Annotated in this window: 19 protein-coding genes and 1 pseudogene; 8 read left to right on the plus strand and 12 right to left on the minus strand. The window is 70.1% G+C overall.

Annotated features, from left to right (window positions below; genetic code table 11):
- The first annotated feature begins 162 nt into the window (after nt 1-162).
- Both VJ693_RS25185 and VJ693_RS25190 read left to right on the plus strand, forming a co-directional pair.
- A complete protein-coding gene (locus VJ693_RS25185) occupies nt 163-2,355 on the plus strand; it encodes an HDOD domain-containing protein (RefSeq protein ID WP_324158854.1) in 2,193 nt (730 codons plus the stop codon).
- Entirely contained in the window at nt 2,355-4,553 is a 2,199-nt protein-coding gene (locus tag VJ693_RS25190; RefSeq protein ID WP_324158856.1) for a putative bifunctional diguanylate cyclase/phosphodiesterase, read from the plus strand. Before VJ693_RS25185 ends, VJ693_RS25190 begins: the two co-directional genes overlap by 1 nt.
- An 18-nt stretch (nt 4,554-4,571) precedes the next feature.
- Here VJ693_RS25190 and VJ693_RS25195 read toward each other — a convergent pair whose 3' ends face one another.
- Nucleotides 4,572-5,933, minus strand: coding sequence for a M20/M25/M40 family metallo-hydrolase (locus VJ693_RS25195; protein WP_324158858.1), 1,362 nt, complete (start codon nt 5,931-5,933; stop codon nt 4,572-4,574).
- 148 nt (nt 5,934-6,081) lie between these two features.
- On the opposite strand from VJ693_RS25195, the gene VJ693_RS25200 reads away from it, so the two are divergent.
- Both VJ693_RS25200 and VJ693_RS25205 read left to right on the plus strand, forming a co-directional pair.
- Nucleotides 6,082-6,567, plus strand: coding sequence for a c-type cytochrome (locus VJ693_RS25200; protein WP_324158860.1), 486 nt, complete (start codon nt 6,082-6,084; stop codon nt 6,565-6,567).
- A gap of 41 nt (nt 6,568-6,608) precedes the next feature.
- Entirely contained in the window at nt 6,609-7,409 is an 801-nt protein-coding gene (locus tag VJ693_RS25205) for a GNAT family N-acetyltransferase (protein WP_324158862.1), read from the plus strand.
- Nucleotides 7,410-7,467: 58 nt separating this feature from the next.
- On the opposite strand, the gene VJ693_RS25210 is transcribed toward VJ693_RS25205, so the two are convergent.
- From VJ693_RS25210 to VJ693_RS25230, 5 genes are all read right to left on the minus strand, one after another.
- Complete coding sequence (locus VJ693_RS25210) at nt 7,468-8,601, minus strand: acyl-CoA dehydrogenase family protein (protein ID WP_324158864.1); 1,134 nt, start codon at nt 8,599-8,601, stop codon at nt 7,468-7,470.
- Between the two features lie 2 nt (nt 8,602-8,603).
- Complete coding sequence (locus VJ693_RS25215; RefSeq protein ID WP_324158865.1) at nt 8,604-9,818, minus strand: acyl-CoA dehydrogenase family protein; 1,215 nt, start codon at nt 9,816-9,818, stop codon at nt 8,604-8,606.
- Nucleotides 9,819-9,908: 90 nt separating this feature from the next.
- The gene (locus VJ693_RS25220; protein ID WP_324158867.1) at nt 9,909-10,388 is read right to left on the minus strand and encodes a hypothetical protein; all 480 of its coding nucleotides are present in this window, start codon (nt 10,386-10,388) and stop codon (nt 9,909-9,911) included.
- Between the two features lie 12 nt (nt 10,389-10,400).
- The gene (locus VJ693_RS25225; RefSeq protein ID WP_324158868.1) at nt 10,401-11,066 is read right to left on the minus strand and encodes a retropepsin-like aspartic protease; all 666 of its coding nucleotides are present in this window, start codon (nt 11,064-11,066) and stop codon (nt 10,401-10,403) included.
- Nucleotides 11,067-11,077: 11 nt separating this feature from the next.
- Nucleotides 11,078-11,578, minus strand: a complete 501-nt coding sequence (locus tag VJ693_RS25230) for a YajQ family cyclic di-GMP-binding protein (protein WP_324158870.1) — start codon at nt 11,576-11,578, stop codon at nt 11,078-11,080.
- Nucleotides 11,579-11,620: 42 nt separating this feature from the next.
- Between VJ693_RS25230 and murB the strand changes: the two genes are divergently transcribed.
- Nucleotides 11,621-12,670, plus strand: coding sequence for a UDP-N-acetylmuramate dehydrogenase (gene murB / locus VJ693_RS25235; RefSeq protein ID WP_324158871.1), 1,050 nt, complete (start codon nt 11,621-11,623; stop codon nt 12,668-12,670).
- Nucleotides 12,671-12,814: 144 nt separating this feature from the next.
- Here the strand turns inward: murB and VJ693_RS25240 are convergent, their stop codons facing one another.
- Nucleotides 12,815-15,112, minus strand: coding sequence for an ATP-binding protein (locus VJ693_RS25240; RefSeq protein ID WP_324158873.1), 2,298 nt, complete (start codon nt 15,110-15,112; stop codon nt 12,815-12,817).
- Nucleotides 15,109-15,639 carry a molybdopterin-dependent oxidoreductase gene (locus VJ693_RS25245; RefSeq protein WP_324158875.1) on the minus strand — a complete coding sequence of 177 codons (531 nt, stop codon included), beginning with the start codon at nt 15,637-15,639 and terminating at the stop codon, nt 15,109-15,111. Before VJ693_RS25245 ends, VJ693_RS25240 begins: the two co-directional genes overlap by 4 nt.
- A 224-nt stretch (nt 15,640-15,863) precedes the next feature.
- Between VJ693_RS25245 and VJ693_RS25250 the strand changes: the two genes are divergently transcribed.
- The 3 genes and pseudogenes from VJ693_RS25250 (at nt 15,864) to VJ693_RS25255 (ending at nt 19,323) form a co-directional block, all read left to right on the plus strand.
- Complete coding sequence (locus tag VJ693_RS25250; protein WP_324158877.1) at nt 15,864-17,558, plus strand: long-chain fatty acid--CoA ligase; 1,695 nt, start codon at nt 15,864-15,866, stop codon at nt 17,556-17,558.
- Between the two features lie 190 nt (nt 17,559-17,748).
- Nucleotides 17,749-17,880: pseudogene (locus VJ693_RS25755) on the plus strand (choice-of-anchor Q domain-containing protein); the annotation flags it as partial.
- 102 nt (nt 17,881-17,982) lie between these two features.
- A complete protein-coding gene (locus VJ693_RS25255) occupies nt 17,983-19,323 on the plus strand; it encodes a hypothetical protein (RefSeq protein ID WP_324158879.1) in 1,341 nt (446 codons plus the stop codon).
- Nucleotides 19,324-19,400: 77 nt separating this feature from the next.
- Here VJ693_RS25255 and VJ693_RS25260 read toward each other — a convergent pair whose 3' ends face one another.
- The 4 genes from VJ693_RS25260 to VJ693_RS25275 all read right to left on the minus strand — a co-directional run bounded on the left by VJ693_RS25260 (nt 19,401) and on the right by VJ693_RS25275 (nt 23,871).
- A complete protein-coding gene (locus VJ693_RS25260) occupies nt 19,401-20,333 on the minus strand; it encodes a glutaminase (protein WP_324158881.1) in 933 nt (310 codons plus the stop codon).
- 35 nt (nt 20,334-20,368) lie between these two features.
- Nucleotides 20,369-22,450 carry a prolyl oligopeptidase family serine peptidase gene (locus VJ693_RS25265; protein WP_324158883.1) on the minus strand — a complete coding sequence of 694 codons (2,082 nt, stop codon included), beginning with the start codon at nt 22,448-22,450 and terminating at the stop codon, nt 20,369-20,371.
- Between the two features lie 203 nt (nt 22,451-22,653).
- A complete protein-coding gene (locus tag VJ693_RS25270) occupies nt 22,654-23,220 on the minus strand; it encodes a YaeQ family protein (protein WP_324158885.1) in 567 nt (188 codons plus the stop codon).
- A 39-nt stretch (nt 23,221-23,259) separates the two neighbouring features.
- Nucleotides 23,260-23,871: a GNAT family N-acetyltransferase gene (locus tag VJ693_RS25275; protein ID WP_324158887.1), complete on the minus strand. Its 612-nt coding sequence runs from the start codon at nt 23,869-23,871 to the stop codon at nt 23,260-23,262.

Here is a 23,871-nt window from a genome sequence, read left to right on the forward strand (position 1 = left end):
ATTCCGTTAACCACTTTTGTTGAGCCGCGATCGTCTCTTTAGGAGAAAACGCAATACCAAAGTCATCGCTCGCGGTTACTATGTGTTTCCAAGCTGCAAACGTTTCCCATCCGGAAGCGTGGCCTCGGCGGTGCTCGGTTGGGTGCACTGGAGGAGGAGAGTTTGAATAGCATTCCAGGCCCCATCCTGAGGGCCATCGAGTCGCTGCATCTGCCGGCGATGCCGCAGATCCTGTTGCGCTTTCTGGAGGAAGCGGGCAGCGAGAGCGCATCGGTCGACACGCTTGCGCAACTCGTGATGCGTGACCCGGCGTTGAGCGCGCGCATGCTCACCGTGGCGAATTCGGCCGCGTTTCGCCGCAACGGCGAGATGCGCGGCATCAAACAATCCCTGATGGCGCTGGGCACGCGCATGGTGCGCACCATCGCCTCCTGCCTGGTGGTGCAGAGCGTGTTCGCCCGCATGTCCGATGCGCGCCCGCAAGACCTGGCCGGCTTCTGGCGCCATTCCCTGTTCGTTGCCGAGCTGGCCCGCGCCACCGCGGCCGAGCTGCAGGTCGGCGAGGTCGAGTGCGAAGAGGCCTACCTCGCCGGTTTGCTGCACGATGTGGGCCAGCTCGTGCTGCTCGGTGGCCTGGGCAAGGCCTACGGCACGCTGCTGTCGCGCAGCCAGAGCGAGACCGATCTCGTCGGCAACGAGCGCCCGGTGCTGGCCACCGACCACGCCGCGGTGGGGGCCTGGGTCGTCGACCAGTGGGAGCTGCCCTCGCTGATGGCCGACGCGATCCTGTTCCACCACTGGGATCTGAACCAGGTGGCCACCGCCGATCGGCTGACCCGTATCCTCTGGGCCGCGCACTTCGCGACCGTGGCGCTCGAGCCGGCCTGGAGCGTCCCGGCGGAGATCGATGGGGTCAGTGCGCTGATCGGCATCGAGACCGCGCGCTTTCGCGTGCTGCGCGACGAGGCGGCCAGGCGGGTGGACGCGATGGCCACCGCGCTCGGCGTGGCCGAGGCCCCCGCCGAGCAGACCCTGCCGCAGTGGACGGGCGGCGAGGGCGCCAACGGGGCCGACGAAGAACCGGCCGCCGAGGACGCCGAGTCGAGGCTGCTGGCCACCGCCTCGGCGATGGCGGCCATGCAGCCCCTGCAGCAGAACTTCATCGGCGACGGTGACGGCGACGACGCCGACATGCTGGTGGCCGTGCGCGAATCGGCCCGCATCCTGTTCGGCGTGCAGCGGCTGGCGCTGCTGCTGGCGCTGCCGGGCCAGGCGACGTTGTCGGGCGCCGGCATCGGCGGCCAGCCCGCTGCCCTGCAGCGGCTGGAGATCGTCCTGAAGAGCGGCGCCAGCCTGTGTGCCGACGCCGCGCTGAGCTGCCAGCCGCGATCGACCTTCGATACCGAGAATGCGGGCTCGCCGGCGCCGGCCGACGTGCAGATCGCGCGCGCACTCGGCGGCGCGTCCGGCAGCGACGGCCTGCTCTACATCCCGATCTGCGGCCCGCAGGGCGTCGTCGGCGTGATGGTCTGCGGCGTGTCCACCGTGCAGCACGCGCGGCTGCGCAAGCGCCTGGCCTGGCTGCAGAGTTTCGCCACCCTGGTCGGGGCCAGCGTGGTGTCGTCGCGGCGCACGCGCGAGCGTCGCCAGCAGATCGAGGCCGACGCGGCCGGGCGCTTCCGGCTGCAGGGGCAGAAGGTCGCGCACGAGGCGGCCAACCCGCTGGGCATCATCCGCAACTACCTGACCATCGTCGACCTGAAGCTGCCCGATTCGAAGGCGCTGGGGCAAGACATCGCGGTGCTGCGCGAGGAGATCGAGCGGGTCTCCACCATCATCCGCCAGCTTGGCGAGGACGCCGCGCCGGTGGCGGCGCCGTCCGGTGCGCTCGACCTGAATGCGCTTGTCGAAGGCATGCGCGCGCTGTACGGCGAATCGCTGTTCGGCAGCCGCGGCATCACGCTGGATGTGCAGCCGTCGCCCGAGCCGGCGCTGGCGCGCGCCGAACGCGACGGCGTCAAGCAGATCCTGTTCAACCTGTGGAAGAACGCGGCCGAAGCGGTGGCGCCGGGCAGCGAGGTGCAGACCTCGGTGACGCCGGGCGTCGACCAGAATGGCCGCCGCTACATCGAACTGTGCGTGAGCGACAACGGGCCCGGCCTGCCGGCCGACGTGCTGAAGTCGCTCTACCAACCGCTGGATCCTGCTCGCCAACCCGGCCGCTCGGGTCTCGGCTTGTCGATCGTTCGCTCGCTGGTGGACCGCCTCGAGGGCCACATCAGTTGCCGCAGCCGTGCCGGCCATGGCACCAGCTTCGCCGTGCTCCTTCCCGAATCCGAAAGGGTTGATGGATGATGAATCACCTGGTGCCGCCGGACAGCCACGCCAACCTGAGAGCCCTGGGAGGCACGGATGCCCGGCAGCGCATCCTGATCGTCGACGACGAACCGCGGATGCGATCGAGCCTGAAGAGCATTCTGGCTCGCCCGGACAGGGACATCATCGAGACCGACTCCGGCGCCGCCGCCAAGCGCGCGCTGGCTGGCGAGGCCATGAGCCTGGTGCTGTTGGACATCGGCCTGCCCGACATCTCCGGGCTGGACATGCTGCGCTGGGTCTCGCAGCGCCACCCCGACACGCCGGTGATCATGGTCAGCGGCGATGCGCGCATCGAATCGGCCATCCGCGCGCTGCGCTACGGTGCGGTCGAGTTCCTGCGCAAGCCCGACGAGCTCGATGCGCTGGCCGTCAAGGTCGATGCCGCGCTGGAGCGGCGCCGCCTGCAGAGCGAGCACCGGCTGATGACCGCGCAGCTCGCGCAGTCCGAGCGGCTGCACCGCTTCCTCGTCGACAACTCGCCCGACATCGTCTATGCGCTCGACGAGCACGGCCGCTTCAGCTACGTCAATCCGCGCGCCGAGTCGATGCTGGGCTTCAGCCGCGAGGAGCTGATCGGCCAGCCCTTCACGGTCATCGTGCACGAGCTCGACCGCTCGACCGCGCGCGAGATCACCGGCCGGCCGGCCGGCGACACCCGGGCGCTGGCGAACGTCGAGCTTCGCCTGTTGCGGCGGCGCGAGCCGCAGGTGGCCATGCCGCGCCCTTTTGTCGTGACGATGGTCAGCGCCGTGGCCATCTACGGCGATGACGACCCGGGCTCGCCCGCGGGGGCCCAGCGCTTTCTCGGCACCTACGGTGTCGCACGCGACATCACCGAGCGCAAGCGCGTGGAGGAGATGATCACCTTCCAGGCGCTGCACGACCAGCTCACCGGCCTGCCGAACCGGCGCCTGTTCAAGGACCACCTCGAGCTCGCGCTGGCGCAGGCGGCGCGGCGCGGCGAGAAGGTCGGGGTGATGTTCATCGACCTCGACCGCTTCAAGCTCGTCAACGACACCTACGGCCACTTCGAGGGCGACGAGCTGCTCAAGAGCTTCGCGCAGCGCCTGCGCGGCTGCGTGCGGGCGGGCGACACGGTGGCGCGGCAGGGCGGTGACGAGTTCACCGTGCTGCTGCCCGACCTGACGCAGGCCGAGGATGCCCTGGTCATCGCGACCAAGATCTTTGCCGAGCTGCAGCGGCCGTTCCAGGTCGGCGGGCGCGAGTTCATCGCCACGGCCAGCATCGGCATCTCGGTCTACCCGAACGATGGCGAGGGTGCCGAGAACCTGCTGCGCAACGCCGACATCGCGATGTACGCCGTCAAGACCAGCGGCAAGAACGGCAGCCGGCTGTTCACGGCCGAACTGAAGGCCGGTCACCTGCCGCGGCTGGAGCTCGAGCGCGACCTGCGCGACGCCATCCCGAACGGCGAATTCCGCCTGCACTTCCAGCCGCAGTTCAGCCTGCGCAGCGGCCGCGTGATCGGCGTCGAGGGCCTGATCCGCTGGGAGCACCCGGTGCACGGCCTGCTCTCGCCCGGCACATTCATCGAGCTGGCCGAGGAGAGCGGGCTGATCGGCTCGATCAGCGACTGGGTCGTCGAGGAGGCCTGCGGCCAGCTCGCGCGCTGGCACGCCGAGGGCCACGCGGGACTGCGCATGGCGGTGAACCTGTCGCCGCGCGAGTTCGGGCGCGCCGACCTGGTCGACCGCGTCGCTTCCAGCATCGCGCGCCACCGCCTGCCGCGCGACGTGTTCGAAATCGAGATCACCGAGAACGTGCTGCTGCAGGACGTGCCCGGCGTGATCGACAAGCTCAAGCAACTGCGCGAGCGCGGCGTGCGCATCTCGATCGACGACTTCGGCACGCGCTACTCGTCGCTCAACTACCTGCGCCGCTTCCCGATCAACGCGATCAAGATCGACCAGAGCTTCGTGCGCGACATCGTCGGCGGCGAGCGTGTCTCGCCGATCATCCACGCCATCATCGGCATCGCGCGCGGCTTCGACCTGCAGCTCGTCGCCGAGGGCGTCGAGACCGAGCTGCAGCGCCAGGTGCTCGCCGACTTGGGCTGCGACGAGATGCAGGGCTACCTGTTCGCCCCGCCGTCGGTGGCCAGCGCGATGGCGCCGATGCTGCTGGCGCACCGGCCCACGGCGCAGGCGGCCTGACGCTCGGGCGGGCCGGCTTCAGAAGGCGCCCGGGTCGCCTGGAAACACCACCGGCGACTCGTAGCCGTCGGCCGACACGGCCGAGACGCCGAAGAACCAGTCGTCGATGACCACGTTCATCAGCGTCAGCCGGTTCGGCGGTTGCGCGTCGGCCGGCACGTCGCGGTGGTAGCGCCACTGCGGCTCGGTGGTGCTGCGCCACCAGACGCGGTAGCCAGCCGCGCCGGGCACCGGCTCCCACCTCAGTGTGGTGTCCGGCGACACGGCACCCTCGATCGCCACGCCCTGGGGCGGCGCCGGCGCGTTGGCCAGCGCGGCCAGCGTGACGAGGTTCAGCCGCGTCACCTGCGCGAGGTAGTCGAAGTCGACGAACTCGATCGTGTCGCCGTAGGGCACGCCGTGCTCGGTGCGCAGGTCCTGGTGCTGGTGGGTGTAATCCTCGTGCGCCTCGGTCACGCGCACCGCCGGGAAGCCGAGCTCAAGGAACGAGACCTGGTCGCCGCCACGGCCGTAGCGGTCGGTGCGGTAGACCATCTCGACGCGCAGGTTGGTCAGGTGCGCTTCCGCCTGCGCGGCCATGAAGCGCGCGAGGTTGCGCGAGGGTGAATCGAGCTCGCCGCCGTTGTAGCGCCGCTTGTTGGCCTGGGCCGGTGTCTCGGTAGCCTTGGTGCCCTCGGAGAACACCCGCACCGTGGCGTTGTCGTGCACGCCGTCCTGGCCGTGGCTGCTGCCGATGATGTCGTTGTTCAGGTCGGCCTCGACCTGCCAGCCCTGGGTGCGTGCATACGCGGCCAGCACCTTGCCGCCGTACAGGCCCTGCTCCTCGCCCGACAGCGCGGCATAGACGATGGTCGCGCGAAAGCGGTGCTTCGACAGCACGCGCGCCGCTTCGAGCACGGCGGCCACGCCGGAGGCGTCGTCGTTGGCGCCAGGGGCGTCGCTGGTCGCGTTCATGATGTCGGACACGCGTGAGTCCAGGTGGCCGGTGATCAGCACGACGCGGTTCGCATCGCTCGTGCCACGCTGGATCGCGACGATGTCCATCACCTCGGCCGGCTGCGGGATGCGCGGGCCGGTGAAAGTCTGCGACGGGGCCACGACCTCGAGGCACTGGCCGCAACCCGACGAGATCTCGCCGAAGCGCCGCTGCACCCAGCGCCGCGCGGCACCGATGCCGCGGGTTTCCGACCGGGTGTCCGACAGGGTATGGCGGGTGCCGAAGCCGACCAGCGAGACGATGGTGCCTTTCAACTCGGCCGGGTTCACGGCCGCGGCCACCTCGTCGAGCAGCGCGGGTTCGGTCGCCGCATCGGCGACGCCGGCCAGCGACGACAGGGCGGCGGCGAGGCCGGCAGCGATGGCAGGGCGGGTCAGGGGCACGGCGTTTCCTTCGCGGCAGGTCGGCAGGGGGTGGCACGCAGTCTACGGCGGCCGGCGCGTGGCCTGATTTTGAGCAAGGTTCGGCCAGGGCCGGCTCCCCACAATCGGTGGCATCGGGCGGCGTGTGCCCGACACCGAGAGGCCCCCGATGCGCTGGCTCAAGCCCTTCATCGAACACATGACGCTCGCGTCGGCGGTGCTGCTCGCGGCCTGCGCGGTCGAGTGGCAGAACGCCCAGCCCGCACAGGAGCTGGCGCGCCAGGCCAGGCCGCCCGGCTCGGTCTACACCGGTTGGCGTGTCTTCCAGGACCGCTGCGCACGTTGCCACGGCCCGGCCGCGACCGGCACGGCCGACGGCCCCGACCTGCTGCCGCGTGTGCGCGAGATGGGCCCGCGCCGTTTCGTCGGCCTGGTGCTGCAGCGCTACGACTGGTCCACGCCCTCCGGCGAGGCGCGCAGCGAAGGTGCCTTGCGCGAGGCCTGGATCGAGGACGTGCTGCAGCGCCGCGAAGGCCCGCTGACGATGCCGGCCTGGGAAGGCGAGCCGCGCGTCCACGCCCACATCGCTGATCTGTACGCCTACCTCTCGGCCCGCGCCGAAGGCACGCAAGGCCCGGGCCGGCCCGCGCCTTGAGCGCCGGGGCGCCGCACGCAGCGCCGCATGCGGGGCCCATGATGGACAGCGACGAGATCCGCGCCGTGGTGCTGGCGGCGATCGGCACGATCGCCCCCGAGGCCGACCTTCGCCAACTCGCGCCGGCGCGGCCGCTGCGCGAGCAGATCGAGCTCGATTCGATGGACTGGCTCAACCTGGGCGCCGAACTGCAGCACCGGTTGTCGATCGAGATCCCGCCGGCAGACCAGCAACGGTTCGACACGCTGGACGCGATCGTCGGCTACCTCGCCGCGCGGGGGGCGGCGCTGCCCCCGCCGGCATCGCCGGCGCCGGCCGTCGGTTTGCCCGCCGTGCTGCCCTGCACCCGCCACTGGGTGGCCGGCACGGCGGTCACGGTGCGGCCGATGCAGCCCGGGGACCGCGCGGCAGAGGCCGAGTTCGTCCAGCATCTGTCCCCCGAAGCCCGCTACCTGCGCTTCATGGTCACGATGCGCAGCCTGTCCGACGGCAAGCTCGACTACCTCACCCGCGTGGACCAGGACCACCACGTCGCGCTGGTCGCTGCCGCCGAGCAGGGCGGCCAGCCGGCGTTGCTCGGGGTGGCGCGCTACATCGTCGACAACACCGGCACCGGCTGCGAATTCGCGATCGCCGTCGACGACGCCTGGCACGGCACCGGCCTGGCCGGCATCCTGATGCAGGCCCTGGTCGATCACGCCCGCAGGCGCGGGCTGGCGACGATGGAAGGCCTGGTGCTGCGGACCAACACGGCGATGCTCAGGTTCGCGCGCCAGCTCGGCTTCGAGCAGCATCGCGATCCGCAGGATCGCGACACGGTGACGGTGCGGCGCGCGCTCTGATGCCGCTGTCGGAGTCGACACGCCACGCGCATGCCGGGCACGCAGCGCCGCAGCGAGCTCAAGCCAAGGCGCCGGCCGTCTCCTGCATCCGCGCGCTGACCTCGCCCAGGTGGTGCAGCGTGTCGCCGAACTGCATCTCGATCATCGTCAGCCGCTTGAAGTAGTGGCTGGCGATGTATTCGTCGGTCACGCCGATGCCGCCATGCAGCTGGATGCACTGCTGGCCGACGAAGCGGGCCGCGTTGCCGATCTGCACCTTGGCCTGGGCGATGGCCTGGCGGCGGCGCGGCTCGGGGTCATTCAGGCGCAGCGTCGCGTAGTAGCTCATCGAGCGGGCGAGCTCGAGCTGCATCTTCACGTCGGCAATGCGGTGACGCAGCGCCTGGAAGCTCGCGAGCGTGGCGCCGAACTGCTTGCGCGTGTTCATGTAGTCGACGGTGATCGCGACGAGCTTGTCCATCACACCGACGCCTTCGGCACAGACCGCGGCGATGCCCACATCGATGCCGGCCTGCAGCGCCTGCAAGCCATCGATGGTGATGAGCTGCGCCGGCGTGTCGGCCAGCGTCAGCTCGGCGGCGCGGGCGCCGTCCTGCGTCGGATAGCCGCGCACCGTCACGCCGGGTGCGCCGCGCTCGACGAGGAAGAGCGCAATGCCGGTGTCGTCGTCATCGCCGCCGCCCAGGTTGGCCGGCACGATGAAGGCATCCGCCTCGTCGCCGGCCGGCACCACGCTCTTGACGCCGCTGAGGTGGTGGGCGCCGCCTGCCTGGGCGGCGCGGGTCGCGACGCGGTCGAGGTGGTAGCGCGCGCCGCGCTCCTGGTGCGCGAGCACGACGAGCGCCGTGGCGTCGGCGATCTTGGGCAGCCACGCGGCCTGCAGCGCCTCGGGCGCATGCGCCAGCAGCGCCGGTGCGATCAGCGCGCTTTGCGCCAGCGGCGCGTTGACGAGGCCGCGGCCGAGCTCTTCCATCACCACCATCGCCTCGACCGGGCCGAAGCCCATGCCGCCATGCGCCTCGGGCACGGCCAGCGCGGTGAGGCCCAGCCCGGCCAGCTCGCCATAGACCTCGCGCGTGGCGCCGCCCGCTCTCGCGACCGCGTGCCGGCGCTCGAACGAGAAACCCTTGTCAACCCAGCGGGCCACCGCGTCGCGCAGCGAGACCTGGTCGTCGGTGAAGTCGAAATCCATGCTCAGGCTCCCAGGACCGTTTGCGACACGATGTTGCGCTGCACTTCGTTGCTGCCGCCGTAGATCGTCGTCTTGCGGTAGTTGAAGAAGGTGCTGGCCAGCGGCGCGCAGTGCGCGGCGCCACCGGGCCACAGGCCGCCCAGCGCCTGGTCGCCCTGCCAGCCGGCGTCCATCGCCTCGTGCAGGTAGGGCCAGGCGAAGGGGCCGGCGGCCTGCATCATCAGCTCGCTGTAGCGTTGCTGGATCTCGCTGCCACGGATCTTCAGCAGGCCCGCGATGTCCAGGCTCTGCTTGCCGCTCTTCTCGGCGCTGAGCACGCGCAGCACCAGCATCTCGAGGGCGACGATGTCGACTTCGAGCAGCGCGATCTGGTCGCGAAAGCGCAGGTCGTCATACACACCCTCGGCCTTCGCGATGCGCTTCAGGCGCTCGAGCTCGCGCTTGGAGCGGTTCACGTCGGCGATGTTGGTGCGCTCGTGCGCCAGCAGGTGCTTGGCGTAGGTCCAGCCCTTGTTCTCCTCGCCGATCAGGTTCTCGGCCGGCACCTCGACGTTGTCAAAGAAGACCTCGTTCACCTCGTGCTCGCCGTCGAGCATGATGATCGGCCGCACCGTCACGCCGGGCGACTTCATGTCGATCAGCAAGAAGCTGATGCCGGTCTGCGGCTTGCCTTCGGTGCTGGTGCGCACGAGGCAGAAGATCCACTCGCCGTACTGGCCCAGCGTTGTCCAGGTCTTCTGGCCGTTGACGAGGTACTTGTCGCCCGAACTTGTCGAGATACGTTCGGCACGGGTCTTGACGGAGGCGAGATCCGAGCCCGAGCCCGGCTCGGAATAGCCCTGGCTCCACCAGACCTCACCCGAGGCAATGCCGGGCAGGAAGCGCCTTTGCTGCTCGGGCGAGCCGAAGGCCATGATGACCGGCGCCACCATCACCGGGCCGAAGGGCACGATGCGCGGCGCGCCGGCCAGGGCGCATTCCTCTTCGAACAAGTGCTTCTGCACCGCATTCCAGCCCGGGCCGCCGAACTGCTGGGGCCAGGCATAGCCCAGCCAGCCCTTGGCACCGAGGATCTTGGCCCAGCGCTGCATGTCGTCGCGCGTCAGGCGCATCGAATTGAGCACCTTGTGGCTCAGCTCGGCCGGCAGGTTGGCGCGCACCCAGTCGCGCACCTCGTGGCGGAAGGCCTGCTCTTCCGCGGTCAGGTTCAGGTCCATCGCTGGCTTGTCTCCGGTTGATCAGGCTTTGTAGCACGACCGTGCTTTTTTGCCTTGTCCCGTGCGCGACAGACGCTGGCCCGACGGCGACTACTCCACCCGCCGCACCCGTGCCGTCCGGTTGGACTGCTCGAACTCCAGGTAGAACGCGCCGAGCGCGCCGCGCCGGACGGTGACCTTGGGGTCGCGCAGGTTCATCACCGCGTTGCTGTCGTCGATCACCTGCCAGACCTGCCCGTTGGCCAGCTTGATGCGCTCGCGCGGGCCCCAGCCATCGAAGCGGCCGGGGATGTGGCTCTCGATCGAGGGCAGCGCCTCTTTCGCGGTGCGCTGCTCGAAGCCGAAGTTCTCGGGTGTGAAGGCGACGGGCGGCGGCGCGGCGCGCAGCGCGCCGGGCGGCGGGGCCGGCGGCAGGCGCAGATCGTCGTAGCAGGCCAGGCGAAGCTGCGGGTCGTCACGCGTGCGGCAGGCCTGGATCGCGTCGACCAGCGAGGGCTGCGCCCAGGCCGGTGCCGCGGCCAGCAGGGCGCAGCCCAGCGCATGGGGCAGAAGGTGCTTCAGCGCGTTCATCGTGGGGTTCTTTCAGGGCTTCTTCTCGAGCCGCATCGTGTCACCCTCGCGCCGCATGTTGAAGCGCGACAGGAAATTGTTGCCCAACAGGATGTGGGGCATGTTGGCCGGCACCACGCCCGCGGTGAGGTTGTAGACCTCGACGTCGCCGATGCGAACCGAGTTCAGGCTGACCTCGTAGACCGGCACGTTGCCGCCGGCCGTGTTGGCCATGCCCCGGCGGCCACCGTCGTACTTCAGGCCCAGGCGCTGCGCATCGGCGACGCCCATGGCGATCGTCGTCGCGCCGGTGTCGACCATGAAGGTGGCGCTCTTGCCGTTGATCGTGCCGTCGGCCAGGAAATGCCCGCCGGGGCCCATCGGGAGCACGATCGCGCTGCCGCCACCGCCGCCGCCCCCACCGCCCAGGCTGACCGGCGCGGCGCCCAGGCGCAGCGTCAGGGGTTTGCCGCCGATCAACACCACCGCCTCGTCGGCGCCCAAGGAACGCAGCGTGACGCCCTTGGCGCTGCCACCGACGGCCATGGTCTGCATCTGGCCATCGATGACGAGGATGGCTTTCGAGCTGCCCAGCGTGCCCGACAGCAGCACGCTTTGCGCGCGGGCCGGCGCGGCCAGCCAGGGCGCCGTCGCCAGCGCCGACAAGGTGAGCACGGCGCGGCGGCGGGGGGCATGCATGGGGTGGGCTTTCAGTCGCGGAAGTTGTTGAACGAGAGCGGTACTTCCGTCACATCCTTGCGCAGCAAGGCCATGGTGGCTTGCAGGTCGTCGCGCTTGGCGCCGGTGATGCGCACCGTGTCGCCCTGGATGGCGGCCTGCACCTTCAGCTTGCTCTGCTTGACGAGTTGCTGGATCTTCTTGGCCGTGTCGCTGTCGATGCCGGCCTTGACCGGCACGACGAGCTTGAGCTTGTCGCCGCCCAGTTTCTCGGGCTTGGCGGTCAGGTCGAGGAAGCGCACGTCGACGTTGCGCTTGCTCAGCTTGGCCAGCAGCACGTCCTTCACCTGGCCGAGTTGGAAGTCGCTGTCGGCGAAGAGCGCGAGCGTCTTGTCCTTGCCTTTGTCGGCGAGTTCGATGCGCGCATCCGAGCCCTTGAAATCGAAGCGGGTGCCGATTTCCTTGTTGGCCTGTTCGGTCGCGTTGCGCAGTTCAACGAGGTTAGGTTCGAGGACGGTATCGAAGCTGGGCATGGTAAGTCAGGGTGAATCCGGAGGATCGACGAAAATTCTGCCATGCAGGACCCTAAGCCGGCCACCACCGGAACCCTCGCCATCGAGAACGACGCGCCTTTGCGCCGGCACAACAGCTTCGGCCTGCCGGCCACGGCGCGGCGCCTGGTGCGCATCACCGGTGATGCCGATGTGCGGCGCGTGCTGGCCCACCCCGAGCTGGGCCGGGCGCCGAAGTTCGTGCTCGGCGGCGGCAGCAACGTGATCCTGACGCGCGACATGCCCGAACTGGTGCTGAAAGTCGAGGTGCGCGGCTTGCGGCTGGTCAACGAAACCGACGAGGCGGTGATCGTCGAGGCCGGTGCCGGCGAAGCCTGGCACGATCTGGTCGCCTGGACGCTGGACCACGGCTGGCCGGGCCTGGAAAACCTCGCGCTGATCCCGGGCACGGTCGGCGCCGCGCCGGTGCAGAACATCGGCGCCTACGGGCTGGAGCTGGCCGATCGTTTCGAATCGCTGGACACGGTGGATCTGGTGACCGGCCGCACCGTGACGCTGAACCGCGCGCAGTGCAGGTTCGGCTACCGCGAGAGCCTGTTCAAGGGCGCGCTGGCCGGCAAGAGCGTGATCACGCGGGTGCGGGTGCGGCTGCCCAGGCCGTGGCAGCCGGTGCTCGGCTACCTCGATCTCGAGCGCAAGATGGCCGAGACGGGCAACCATGCCCCGGATGCGCGCACGGTCTTCGACTGGGTCTGCGCGATCCGCCGCGCCAAGCTGCCCGATCCGGCCGAGATCGGCAACGTGGGCAGTTTCTTCAAGAACCCGCTGGTCAGCGCCGAGCAGTGCCGCGACATCATCACCCGCGACCCGCACGTCGTGCACTACCCGATGGCCGACGGCCAGTTCAAGCTCGCCGCCGGCTGGCTGATCGACGCCTGCGGCTGGAAGGGCAAGGTGATCGGCCACGCCGGCGTCTACGAGAAGCAGGCGCTGGTGCTGGTGAACAAGGGCGGCGCGATCGGCTCCGAGGTGGTCACGCTGGCCCGGGCGATCCAGGAGAGCGTGTACGGCCGCTTCGGCATCCGGCTGGAGCCGGAGCCGGTGATTGTTTGACCCCCACGCCCCCTGCCGGGGGCTGCCCCCAGGGCCACGGAGGGGCCCTTCGGACCCCCGGGGCTCGCGCAGCGGACCGGCCAAGCCGGATCCGCGCACGCCACTTGATGGGCGGCGGCTCCTGCGGAGCGCCTTCTGTTCTGTCTACGCGACGAAGCCCAGGCGCCGGCACAGGGTGTGGGTATCTGCCCACAGGCGGCGCAGCACGCCGGCCTCGGCCTCGGCGTCGGCGGGGGTCCATGGCGCGGCGTGGTGCTCGATCGCTTCGGCCCGCACCGCCAGCGCGGCACAGCCCAGCAGCTGCGCCGCGCCCTTGAAGCGGTGCGCAACCGTCGGCACATCGGCGCCGTCGACGTGCTCGAGCGCGGCCTGCAGGTCGGCCCAGGCGTGGCTGTCGTCGGTGAAGAAGCCTTCCAGCAGCGGGCGCACGCCCTCGAGCGAGATCAGGCCGCACAGCTCGCCGATGGCGCCGATGTCGAGCAGGGCCCCGTTGCCGCGGGGGGAGGGGGCCTTCGCGGGCGCGGCCGCGGGTGACGAGGGCGCAGCCAGCGGGGGTGGCGCCGTGGCCGGCGCCGGGCCCGGCACGCCGAACAGATCGAGCAGCAGCGCATCGAGCTCGGCCGGCTGGAAGGGCTTGGTCAGGTGGGCATCGGCGCCGGCTTCGCGAGCCCGGTCGCGGGCCGCGTCGAAGGCGTCGGCAGTGACGGCGATGATCTTCACCCGGCGCAGCGGTGGTGGTTTGGCGCGCAACGCGCGGGTGGCGCTCAGGCCGTCCTGCACCGGCATGTGCACGTCCATCAGCACCAGGTCGGGCATGGCGCGCTCGGCTTCGGCCAGCGCCTCGGTGCCGTTGTCGGCAAAGCGCACGCGGTGGCCGGCGCGCTGCAGCAGCGCGCCGAGGTACTGGCGGTTGACGGCATGGTCTTCGGCGACCAGCACGTCCAGCGGGCGCGGCAGGTGACGCGCGCGCGGGCGGGCGTCGGCGGCCGGCTCGGCCAGCGCTTCGGCGGGCAGCACCGGCAGCGGCAGCACGAGGCTGAACTCGCTGCCTTCGCCGGGGCGGCTGTCGACGTCGATGTCGCCGCCCATCAGCCGGGCGAGGCCGCGCGAGATTTCCAGCCCGAGCCCGGTGCCCCCCTGGGCGCGGGTGACGCTGGTGTCGGCCTGGCCGAAACGCTCGAACAGGTGCGCACGCGCGGCGGCGTCGATGCCGATGCCGGTGTCGCGCACGTGGAAGGCGAACCAGGCCACGTTGGCCGGCGTCGGCCCGGCGCCCGGGTTCGGCGTGGCGAGTCGCTCGACGCGCAGTTGCACCCGGCCGGCCGCGGTGAACTTGATCGCGTTCGACAGCAGGTTGAACAGGACCTGCTTCAGCCGCGTGGCATCGGCCCGCACGGCCACCGGCAGGCCCGGCGCGAGTTGCAGCTCCAGCGCGAGCTGCTTGGCCTCGGCGGCCGGCGCCATCGCGGCGTGCACCGATTGCGCCAGCGCGGCCAGGTCCACCGGGCCCAGGTGCAGCGCCAGGCGGCCGTCTTCGAGCCGCGAGACATCCAGGATGTCGTTCAGCAGCGCGAGCAGGTGCTGCGTCGATTCGCGGGCCGTGTGCAGCGTGCGGCGCTGGTCCTCGTCGAGCCGGCTGTCGTCGAGCAGGCTCAGCATGCCCAGCACCCCGTTGAACGGCGTGCGCAGCTCGTGGCTCATGTTGGCTAGGAACACGCTCTTGCTCTGGTTGGCCACCTCGGCGGCCGCGCGGGCGGCGTCGAGCCGCTGTGCGAGCTCGGCCAGCTCTGCCTGGCGTTGCGAGGCGGCGTGCAGCTGACGCACGAGCAGCAGCGCGAAGCCCAAGGTCACTAGGCTTTGCAGCAGCGTCAGTGCGAGGGTGGTGCGCTGGTGCTCGTGCAGCGCACGGTCGCGCTGGCTGCTGCGCTGCACCGCAAACTGGCTGGCCAGCTGCGTCAGTTCACGCACCGGGACGAACAGCGCGTCGGCCTGTGCGCGCAAACGGGCCACATCGTCGGCCGTGAGCATGGCCTCGCTGTTGTCGGCCAGCAGCGGGTCGGCGTGCCGCACGAAGTCGTTCAGGCGGGCCAGCGTGGCCAGGTGCTGCGGCGTGCCGGGCAGCTCGGCATGCACGCGCTGCGGGTCGACCAGCGCGATGCGGCTGACGAAGATCTCGTAGCGCTTGCGCAGTTCGTCGACCGCGGCGGTCGTCGGCGCCTGGCCGGCGGGCATGTCCTCCAGCCCGTCCTGCAAGGCGTGGAATTCGGTTTCGAGCTGGAAGAAGCTCCAACTCGTGTTGTTGTCGGCGAGCGCTTCGGCCCGGCCGATCAACCCGTCCAGCCGTGCCTGCAGCCAGATGGTGGCCGCGAGCATCGCCGCCAGCACGGCCCCCACGCCCCACAACAGCCGGGAAACCGCCGCGGGCGGCCGGGGCGAGGTCACGATTGCACGATCAGTCGGCGCACCTGCCACGCCGAGCGCGCGTAGTAGCGCTCGGAGCGCAGCTGCGGGTCGCTGTCGAAGGGGTAGACGATGAACAGCGGCCCCTTGTCGCGCACACGCATCGCCTCGCCGTTGTGCAGCCGCGCCAGCACGACATCGAACTGTGCGGTGTCATCGACCGGAATCTCGCAGCGGTAGTCGTTCAGCGCCACGGCGACAAGCCGCTGGCCGGCCGCCCCGACCTCGGCCAGCACGTCGCGCAGCAAGGGGCCGGTGAAGGTCTGCGGGCCCTGGTGCCATGGCGTGTGGGTCACGAGTTGCCGCTGCGGCAGCGCGGCCAGCATCTCGAGGTCGAAATCGGCCCGCGCATCGGCATTGGTGCGGCGGATCTGGCCGTCGATGCTCAGTACCACCGTGCCGTGCGGCTGCGCCAGCAGCGCTGCGCGCGGCGGCACGGCGGCGTGCGCCCCACCCCAGGCAAGCAGGCCGGCCAGGCAGCGGCGGCGGGTCAGCAACAGGGTGGACATGGGGGCGAGAAGGGCAGCGGCCGCCGCGCTGGGCGGCCCACGGAATCGGCGGGAAATTGTAAGCGGCACCCCGGTCAACACCGGGGCGGCAAGGGTTGCTTGTCGCGCCTGCGACAGGTGGCCCTCGGGTGGCCCCGGTGGCGAGCCGCCGATCGGCGGGCTATACCCCGGGGCATGGCTGCCGCGCCGGCTGCCGCCCCTTCGTTCATCCGGACTGGACCGCCATGATCCCTGCCCACCGCCCGCACCTGAAGCACTGGCCGCGCCGGCTGCCGCTGGAGTTGACCGTGCCCGAGACCACGCTGTGGTTCAACCTCGAGGTCTCGGCCGCGCGCTACCCGCGCAAGCCGGTCACCTGGTTCCTGGGCCGCGCGATGAGCTACGCCGAGCTCAAGGCCCAGGCCGAGGCGCTGGCCGGCTGGCTGCAGCGACAGGGGGTGGGCAAGGGGGACCGCGTGGCGATCTTCCTGCAGAACTGCCCGCAGTTCCTGGTCGCGTTCTACGCGGTGATGCGGGCCGATGCGGTGGTGGTGCCGGTCAACCCGATGAACCGGGCCGACGAGTTCGGCCACTACATCAGCGATCCGGAGACCAAGGTGGTCATCTGCGCCGCCGACCTGGCCGGCATCGTGGCCGAGGCGAACGGCCGGCTGCCCGAGGCGCAGCGCGTGCGCGCCGTGCTCGCCACGCGCTATGCCGATGCGCTGCCCGACACCATTCCGCCCGAGCAGGCCCCGCAGCCTGCGATTCTGCAGTGGCTGCTCGCCGACCCGGCGCTGCCCGCCGGCTGCACGCGCTGGACCGATGCGCTGGCCGCTGGTTTCGCGCCCGCCGGGCCGCCGCAGGCGCAGCCCGACGACCTGGCCCTGCTGCCCTACACCTCGGGCACGACCGGCCTGCCAAAGGGGTGCATGCACACCCACCGCACGCTGCTGCCCAACGCGATCGGCGGGGGTCTGTGGGGCTTTGCCTCGGCCGAGTCGATCAGCCTCGCGGTGGTGCCGATGTTCCACATCACCGGCATGCTCTATGGCGTGATCGGGCCGGTGATGTCGGGCCTGACGATGGTCGTGCTGCCGCGCTGGGACCGTGAACTCGCCGGGCGGCTGATCTCGCACTACCGGGTCACGCACTGGACCTGCATCCCGACGATGATCATCGACCTGTTCGCAAGCCCGAACTACAAGAGCTTCGACCTGTCGAGCCTGGTGTATCTCTCGGGCGGCGGTGCCGCGATGCCCGAGGCCGTGGCGCAGCGCCTGCTCGACGAGTTCGGCCTGAGCTTCGCCGAGGGCTACGGCCTGACCGAGACCGCGGCACCCAGCCACGCCAACCCGCCCGAAAAGGCCAAGCTGCAGTGCCTGGGCATGCCGATCTTCGGCGTCGATTCGATGGTGGTCGACCCCGAGACCCTCGAAGAACTGCCGATCGGCCAGACGGGCGAGATCATCACCAGCGGCCCGATGGTCTTCCAGGGCTACTGGAAACATCCCGAGGCCACGGCCGCGGCGTTCGTCGAGAGGGACGGTCGGCGCTACTTCCGCACTGGCGACCTGGGCCGCATGGACGAGGACGGGTACTTCTTCCTCACCGACCGGCTCAAGCGGATGATCAACGCCAGCGGCTACAAGGTCTGGCCGTCGGAGGTCGAGCTGCTGCTGTACGGCCACCCGGCGGTGGCCGAGGCCTGCGTCATCGCCGCCAAGGACGAATACCGCGGCGAGACCGTCAAGGCCATCGTGGTGCTGCGTGCCGAGGCCAAGGGCAAGGTGACCGAGCAGGACGTCATTGCGTGGGCCCGTGAGCACATGGCGGCCTACAAGGTGCCGCGCATCGTGCAGTTCGCCGACACGTTGCCCAAGTCGGGCTCGGGCAAGGTGATGTGGCGGATGTTGCAGGAGGCCGAAGCAAAGGCCTGATTGTCGATGCGGAAACGCTTACACCCTGGTACGCCGGCTGGCATCGACACGGCCTAACGCCGGGCACGCGCTACACCGGTGGCTCGGTGGGCTTTGATGGCACCGAAGGCGGCTGGAGCAATGACCAGTGGTTCGGCGGCCTGGAAGCCGTGCCCGGTAGTTCGTCGCGGCGGGCAGCGACTTCCATCTTCACGCCGGCAGCCCGGTCATCAACGCGGGCAGCGGCGCAGTCTCAGCGCTCGTCAAGGACGACCTGGACTTGCGCCGTCGGCCAAAGTTGGGCACCTGCGACATCGGAGCGTACGAAGCACTGGTGCCTTGAGCAACGTCGCCGCCGTAAGGGACGCCCGCTAAGATCCGCCCCCATCGCCGCGCGGACGACCCCCATGTCGAGGGGCCGCTGACGCATCTGAGGGAGGGTGATATGGAATTGGTGTCTTGGCACGCACTGCTGAGCGCTGCGCGCGCGTTCGTCGCGGTGGCGGTTGCCGCCGCTGGCCTGTCGGCCTGCGATGGGCCGACGCACCCGCCGCCGCGGATGGAGCTGACAGTCACCTCCACCGATGCGCCAGCAGCCGTCCGCGGCGAGGATTCGCACTTCCTGATCACGGTCACCAACCCCTCCTCGCACGAGGTGAGGGATGTCGAGCTCCTGGAGTTCACGGACTACGCCAAGACGGGCTTCCGCTCGGCGACCTGCAGCGCTCGGGGTGGCGCTACTTGCCCTGACTTGACGCCGGGCCCATGGACCACGCCGGTGATGCCTGCAGGCAGCTCGCTCACCTTCGACGTGGCGGTGGCTGTCTACTTCACCGTGACTTCGACTTTTGAGAATGTCTTTATCGTCCAATCGTCGCGCCGTCTTGACAGCGTGAGCGCCACGGGCCATGGCGCCGTAGTGGCTGATGCGCGCTCCGGCACCTATCGCATCTACGGCAGCGGAGGTGGTCTTTCGAACGCCACGCTGGAGATGATGGGCAACACCTTGACGCTGGACGATGGCGAAACCTCGCCCATCCACAAGCTGGACGATGGCAGCTATTTGTCGTCGAACGGCGTCCGGTTCGGCACAGGGCTCGACGTGTTGATTGGCCAGATCGATGCCGATGGCGGGCCGGAGCCCTTCATCGCTGCCCGCCGCTTCGTTACTGCCGCAGCAGAGCTCGACGGGCTCTCATTCAACATGTTCGCGAGTGACTTCGCCGGTGGAGGTGCTCGCCAGACGCGCGCGTTCGCGGCATGGTTCGAGGGAAATACGTTGACGACGTGTACCGACTCGCTTCTCTCTGCAGAGAACTGCCCCGCCGCGTCGCTGCGCCATTACGACCTGACCGTCGTCGACGGCATCTTCACCGGGGTCGACGCGATCCACGGCGACAGCCAGAAGTTCCAGGTGGCGAAGTCCGGCAGCTCGCTCGTCTTCCTTCGCGCCGACACGGGCCCCGACTTCCATGGCCTGCAGGTGGGCATCGCGGTCCAGGGTTGGGCAGAGGAACTCGTCGCCTTCGGGACCAACACGAGGGGTGATTGGGGCTGGGTACGAATATGGGCCACCAACTATCTCGCGAACTGGACAACAGCGAGCTCGGCAACCGTGGACGAATCCGCCTCGATGTCGCCGGTACCTGGTGCGAACAGCGGCCTGTCGCAGGGACAAAGATCGAGTGACGGCGCGACGATCTACGCGGCGTTCGATACGGCGCTGGCCGTGGTCATTGCCGACGGCGAACTGCAGCTCTTTTCTGAGTTGCCGCCGCTGCCCTGACGGCGGTGTCGGCGCGCGCCCTCGCGCCGCACCGGCGCGCCCGAGTTTGCGCAGGCTGCGGCGCCTTGGGCCACACCTCAGAACAACGACTTCCCCGTCAGTGTCGTGAATCTCTCCAGCGCGTGGCTGCCGGCCAGCGAGTTGCCTGAGGGCTCGAGCTCGGGTGACCAGACGCACACCCCGAGCTGGCCGGGGATGTGGCCGACGATGCCGCCGCCGACGCCGCTCTTGCAGGGGATGCCAACGCGGTAGGCGAAGTCGCCGGCGGCGTCGTAGGTGCCGCAGGTCAGCATCAGGGCCGACAGGCGCTTGGCCGAGCTGGCGTCGAGGATGCGCTCGCCGCTCCACGGGTTGACGCCGCCGTTGGCGAGAAAGGCCACCGCGCGCGCCAGGTCCACCGCGTCCATGCGGATCGCGCAGTGGCGGCAGTAGGCATCGATCACCTCCTCGACCGGGTTGACGAGGTTGCCGAAGCTGCGCATGAAGTGGGCCATCGCGCGGTTGCGAAAGCCGGTGGCCAGCTCGCTTCGGGCGACGCGGTCGTCGTACTGGATCGTGGCGTTGCCCGTCAGCCGCCGCACGAACTCGACCAGCGCCGTCTCGGGGTTGACGAAGCGCGTGCACAGCACGTCGGTGACGACCAGCGCGCCAGCGTTGATGAACGGGTTGCGCGGCTTGCCCTGCTCGGTCTCGAGCTGCACCAGGGAGTTGAACGCGGTGCCCGAGGGCTCGCGCCCGACACGGGCCCACAGCGCGTCGCCCTCGCACTGGAAGGCCAGTGTCAGCGCGAATAGCTTGGACACCGACTGGATCGAAAAGGGCACGCGCGCGTCGCCCGCCGCGTGCACCGTGCCGTCGAGCGTGACGACCGCCATGCCGAACTGATCGCCGCGCACCTTGGCCAGCTCGGGGATGTAGGCCGCGACCTGGCCGTGGCCGAGCAGCGGTTGGACCTCGGCGTGAATCTGGTCGAGGATGGACTGGTAGTCGGTGGGCGTTGGCGCAGGCATTCAGCGTGTGGCGGGTATCGGCTGGGGTGCGAAGCCTAACGGCCGAGCTGCTGCCACAGGTAGGCGATCTCCAGCGCCTGGCGGTCGGCGCGCTGCGCGTTGTCGGCCGCGGCGCTGTGGCCGCCCTCGATGTACTCGTGGTAGAGCACCGGGTGGCCCTGCTCCATCATGCGCGCGGCCATCTTGCGGGCGTGGCCGGGGTGAACGCGGTCGTCGCGCGTGCTGGTGACGATGAAGGGCTTGGGGTAGCGAACGCCGGGCTTGAGGTTCTGGTAGGGGCTGTACTTCGAGATCCAGGCCCATTCCTCGGGAACGTCGGGGTTGCCGTACTCGGCCATCCAGCTCGCGCCGGCCAGCAGCTGGTTGAAGCGCCGCATGTCGAGCAGCGGCACCTGGCAGACGACGGCGTTGAACAGGTCCGGCCGCTGCACCATCACCGCGCCGACCAGCAGGCCGCCGTTGCTGCCGCCCTCGATGCCGAGGTGGCGGGCGTCGGTGATCTTGGCGGCGATCAGGTCCTCGGCGACGGCGATGAAGTCGTCGTAGCTCTTCTGCTTGTTCTGCTTGATCGCGGCCTGGTGCCAGGCCGGGCCGAACTCGCCGCCGCCGCGGATGTTGGCCAGCACGAACACGCCGCCCTTGGCGTACCAGCCGCTGCCGAAAGCGCCCGAGTAGAACGGGTTCATCGGCACCTCGAAGCCGCCGTAGCCGTAGAGCATCGTCGGGTCGCTGCCGTCGGCCTTGGCGCCCTTGGGCCAGATCACGAAGTAGGGCACCTTGGTGCCGTCCTTGGAGGTCGCGAAGCGCTGTTCGGTGCGCATGCCGGTCGCGTCGAAGAAGGCCGGGCGGGCCTTGAGCTTGTCCAGCGTGTCGTTGGCGGTGCTGCCGAGCGACAGCGTGTCGGGCGTGAGGAAGTCGGTGTAGGTGGCGAAGAAGTTCTCGCCCAGCGGGTCGTCGGCCACCTGCGGGTCGTGCAGGCCGCTGATCTGCAAGGTGCCGGGGTAGGGCGCGACGATGTCCTTCTTGACCCATCGGCCCGCGGCGTCGTGGCGCCAGGCCTCGGCGCGGCCGGCCACGTTGTCGAGCACGTTCAGCAGCACCTGGCTGCGGGTGAACGAGTGGCTGGCCAGCGAGCGCGTGGCGGTCGGCGTGAACAGCGCCGTGAACTTGCGCTCGCCGCGCAGGTAGGCCGCGGCGTCGGCCACGAGCAGCGAGCCGCGCGGCCAGGTGGCGCCACCGACGGCCCAGTCGCTGCGCAGGTCGATCAGCACCTGGTCGCGCCAGAAGCCGAGCTGCGCGTCGGCCGGCTTGTCGATCGCGACCACCTTGTCACCTTGCAGCAGGGCGACCTCGGTGTTGTAGAAATCAGTCGAGCGGCCGACGTTGACGCGCTCGAAACCGGGCGTGTGGTCGACCGACGCGAACGCGGCCACGTCGGTGGCCTGGCCCTCGTACACCGTCACCGCCGAGGCCAGCGGCTGGCCGCGCTTCCAGCGCTTGATCACGCGCGGGTAGCCGGAATCGGTGAGCGAGCCGGGGCCGAAATCGGTGCCGACGAGGACCGTGTTCTCGTCCAGCCAGTCGACCTCGGTCTTGGCCTCGGGCAACGTGAAGCCGCCGGCGACGAAGGTGCGCGTCGCGAGGTCGAACTCGCGCACGACGTTGGCATCGGCGCCGCCACGCGACAGCGCGATCAGGCAGCGGGTCGACTTGCCGCCCAGGCAGTTGGCGTGGGCCCAGACCCAGTTCTCGTTCTCGGCCTTGGCCAGGGCATCGAGGTCGAGCAGCACGTCCCAGGCCGGCTGGGGCTTGCGGTACTCGGCCAGCGTGGCGCGTCGCCACAGGCCGCGCGGGTGCTGCTCGTCGCGCCAGAAGTTGTAGAGCCAGCCGCCCTGGTGGCGCGCCACCGGGATGCTCTCCTTGGAGTCGAGGATCTCCTTGAAGCGGGTGCGATTGGCCTGGAAGTCGGGATGAGCCTCGAGCACCGGGCGCGAGACGGCGTTGCGCTCGCGCACCCAGGCCAGCGCGCGTTCGCCGGTCACGTCCTCGAGCCAGAGGTAGGGATCGACCGCCATCGTGGCGGCCGGCGGGGTGGAAGCGCGAGGTGTCTGGGCCATGGCGGGTTGGCCGGCGGAGATGCACAACGCAGCCGCCAGGACATGAAACAGGGTTTTGGACATGGGCGGGGTTTCGCTGGTGGCGAGGGCGCCGGCGCCTCGGGTGGACGCAGGCGCGGCGGATCATAGGCGAGCCCGGCGCCCGTCTCGATCAAGCTCGTTCAACGACCCCGGCCACGCCGAGGCCGGCCTTTTGCGGCGGCTCAGCGGCGGGCCCTGATTTCCTTGAGTGCCCGCGGCTCCAGCGCGACCGAGTCGCGCCCGTTGCCGACCCAGACATGGCCTTCCTGCACGGTGACCTGCAGCTGCATGCTGCGCTCGGCCAGGGCGGCGAGTGCCTGGCTCTCGGCGGCGGGCACCTGCCAGACCTCGAGGTTGGCCAGGCGCGAGACCTTGCCCTCGATGCCGTTCCACCAGATCGGCGTCGAGTTGCTGTAGGACCAGATGCGAACCCGTTCGGCGCGGCCACAGGCCTTGGCCAGGCGGCGGTCGTCGGGCTGGCCGACCTCGATCCACTGCACCAGGGCACCGGTCAGGTCCTTCTGCCACAGGTCGGGCTCGTCGGTGTCCGACAGCCCGGCGGCGAACTCGAGCGCGCCGCGGTCGGTGTCGGCCGGCACCGCGAGCGCGAACGCCAGCAGCCGCATCATCATGCGTTCGTCGGTTTCGGAGGGGTGGCGGGCCAGGGTCAGCGCATGGTCGGCGTAGAGCGCGCGGTCCATGTCGGCGATCTGCAGCTGGGCCTTGAAGACGGTGGATTTGAGGGCCATGGTGCGAGCCCCGCCGGAGATGGTGGGCCGCGCATGGTATCAACCGCCCGTCACCGGGCCTCGGCCCGAGGTACGTAGCCGCACCACCGGCCGCTGCGGCTTGCGCCGCGCGACCTCCTCGAAGCCGGCCGCGTCGAACATCGATTTCGCGCCGAACCACATGGCGTCGTCGCTGGCGCGCTGCGGCCTGTCCACCGGGTAGGCCTCGAGCAGGTGGATGCGCTGCCGGCGCGCCCACTCGACGGCGCCGGCCAGCAAGGCCGCGGCGACGCCCTGGCCGCGGTGCTCGGCCGGCACGACGAAGCAGACGATGGACCACACGGGCAGATCGTCGACCGGCTTCATCACCGGCGACTTCTGCAGCTTGGCGTAGCGCTCGCGTGGCGCGATCGAGACCCAGCCGACCGGCGCGCGGCCGCGGTAGCCGAGCAGCCCGACCGGCTCACCGGCGTCGACCAGCGCCTTCAGCGCGGCGCGATTGGCCGCCGATCGCGTCGTGCCCTTCGGCGGCGCCGGCGGGGTGCCGCTCACCCGGTAGTACATGCACCAGCAGCCACGGGCCACCGAGCAGCCCCTGGCCAGGAAGATCGCCTCCAGGTCCGCCCAGCGCTCGGGCGTCAACGGATGGATGGTGAGCCTCGTGTCGCCCAT

The sequence above is a fragment of the Ideonella sp. genome, assembly GCF_035254525.1.
GTDB lineage: Bacteria > Pseudomonadota > Gammaproteobacteria > Burkholderiales > Burkholderiaceae_C > Ideonella.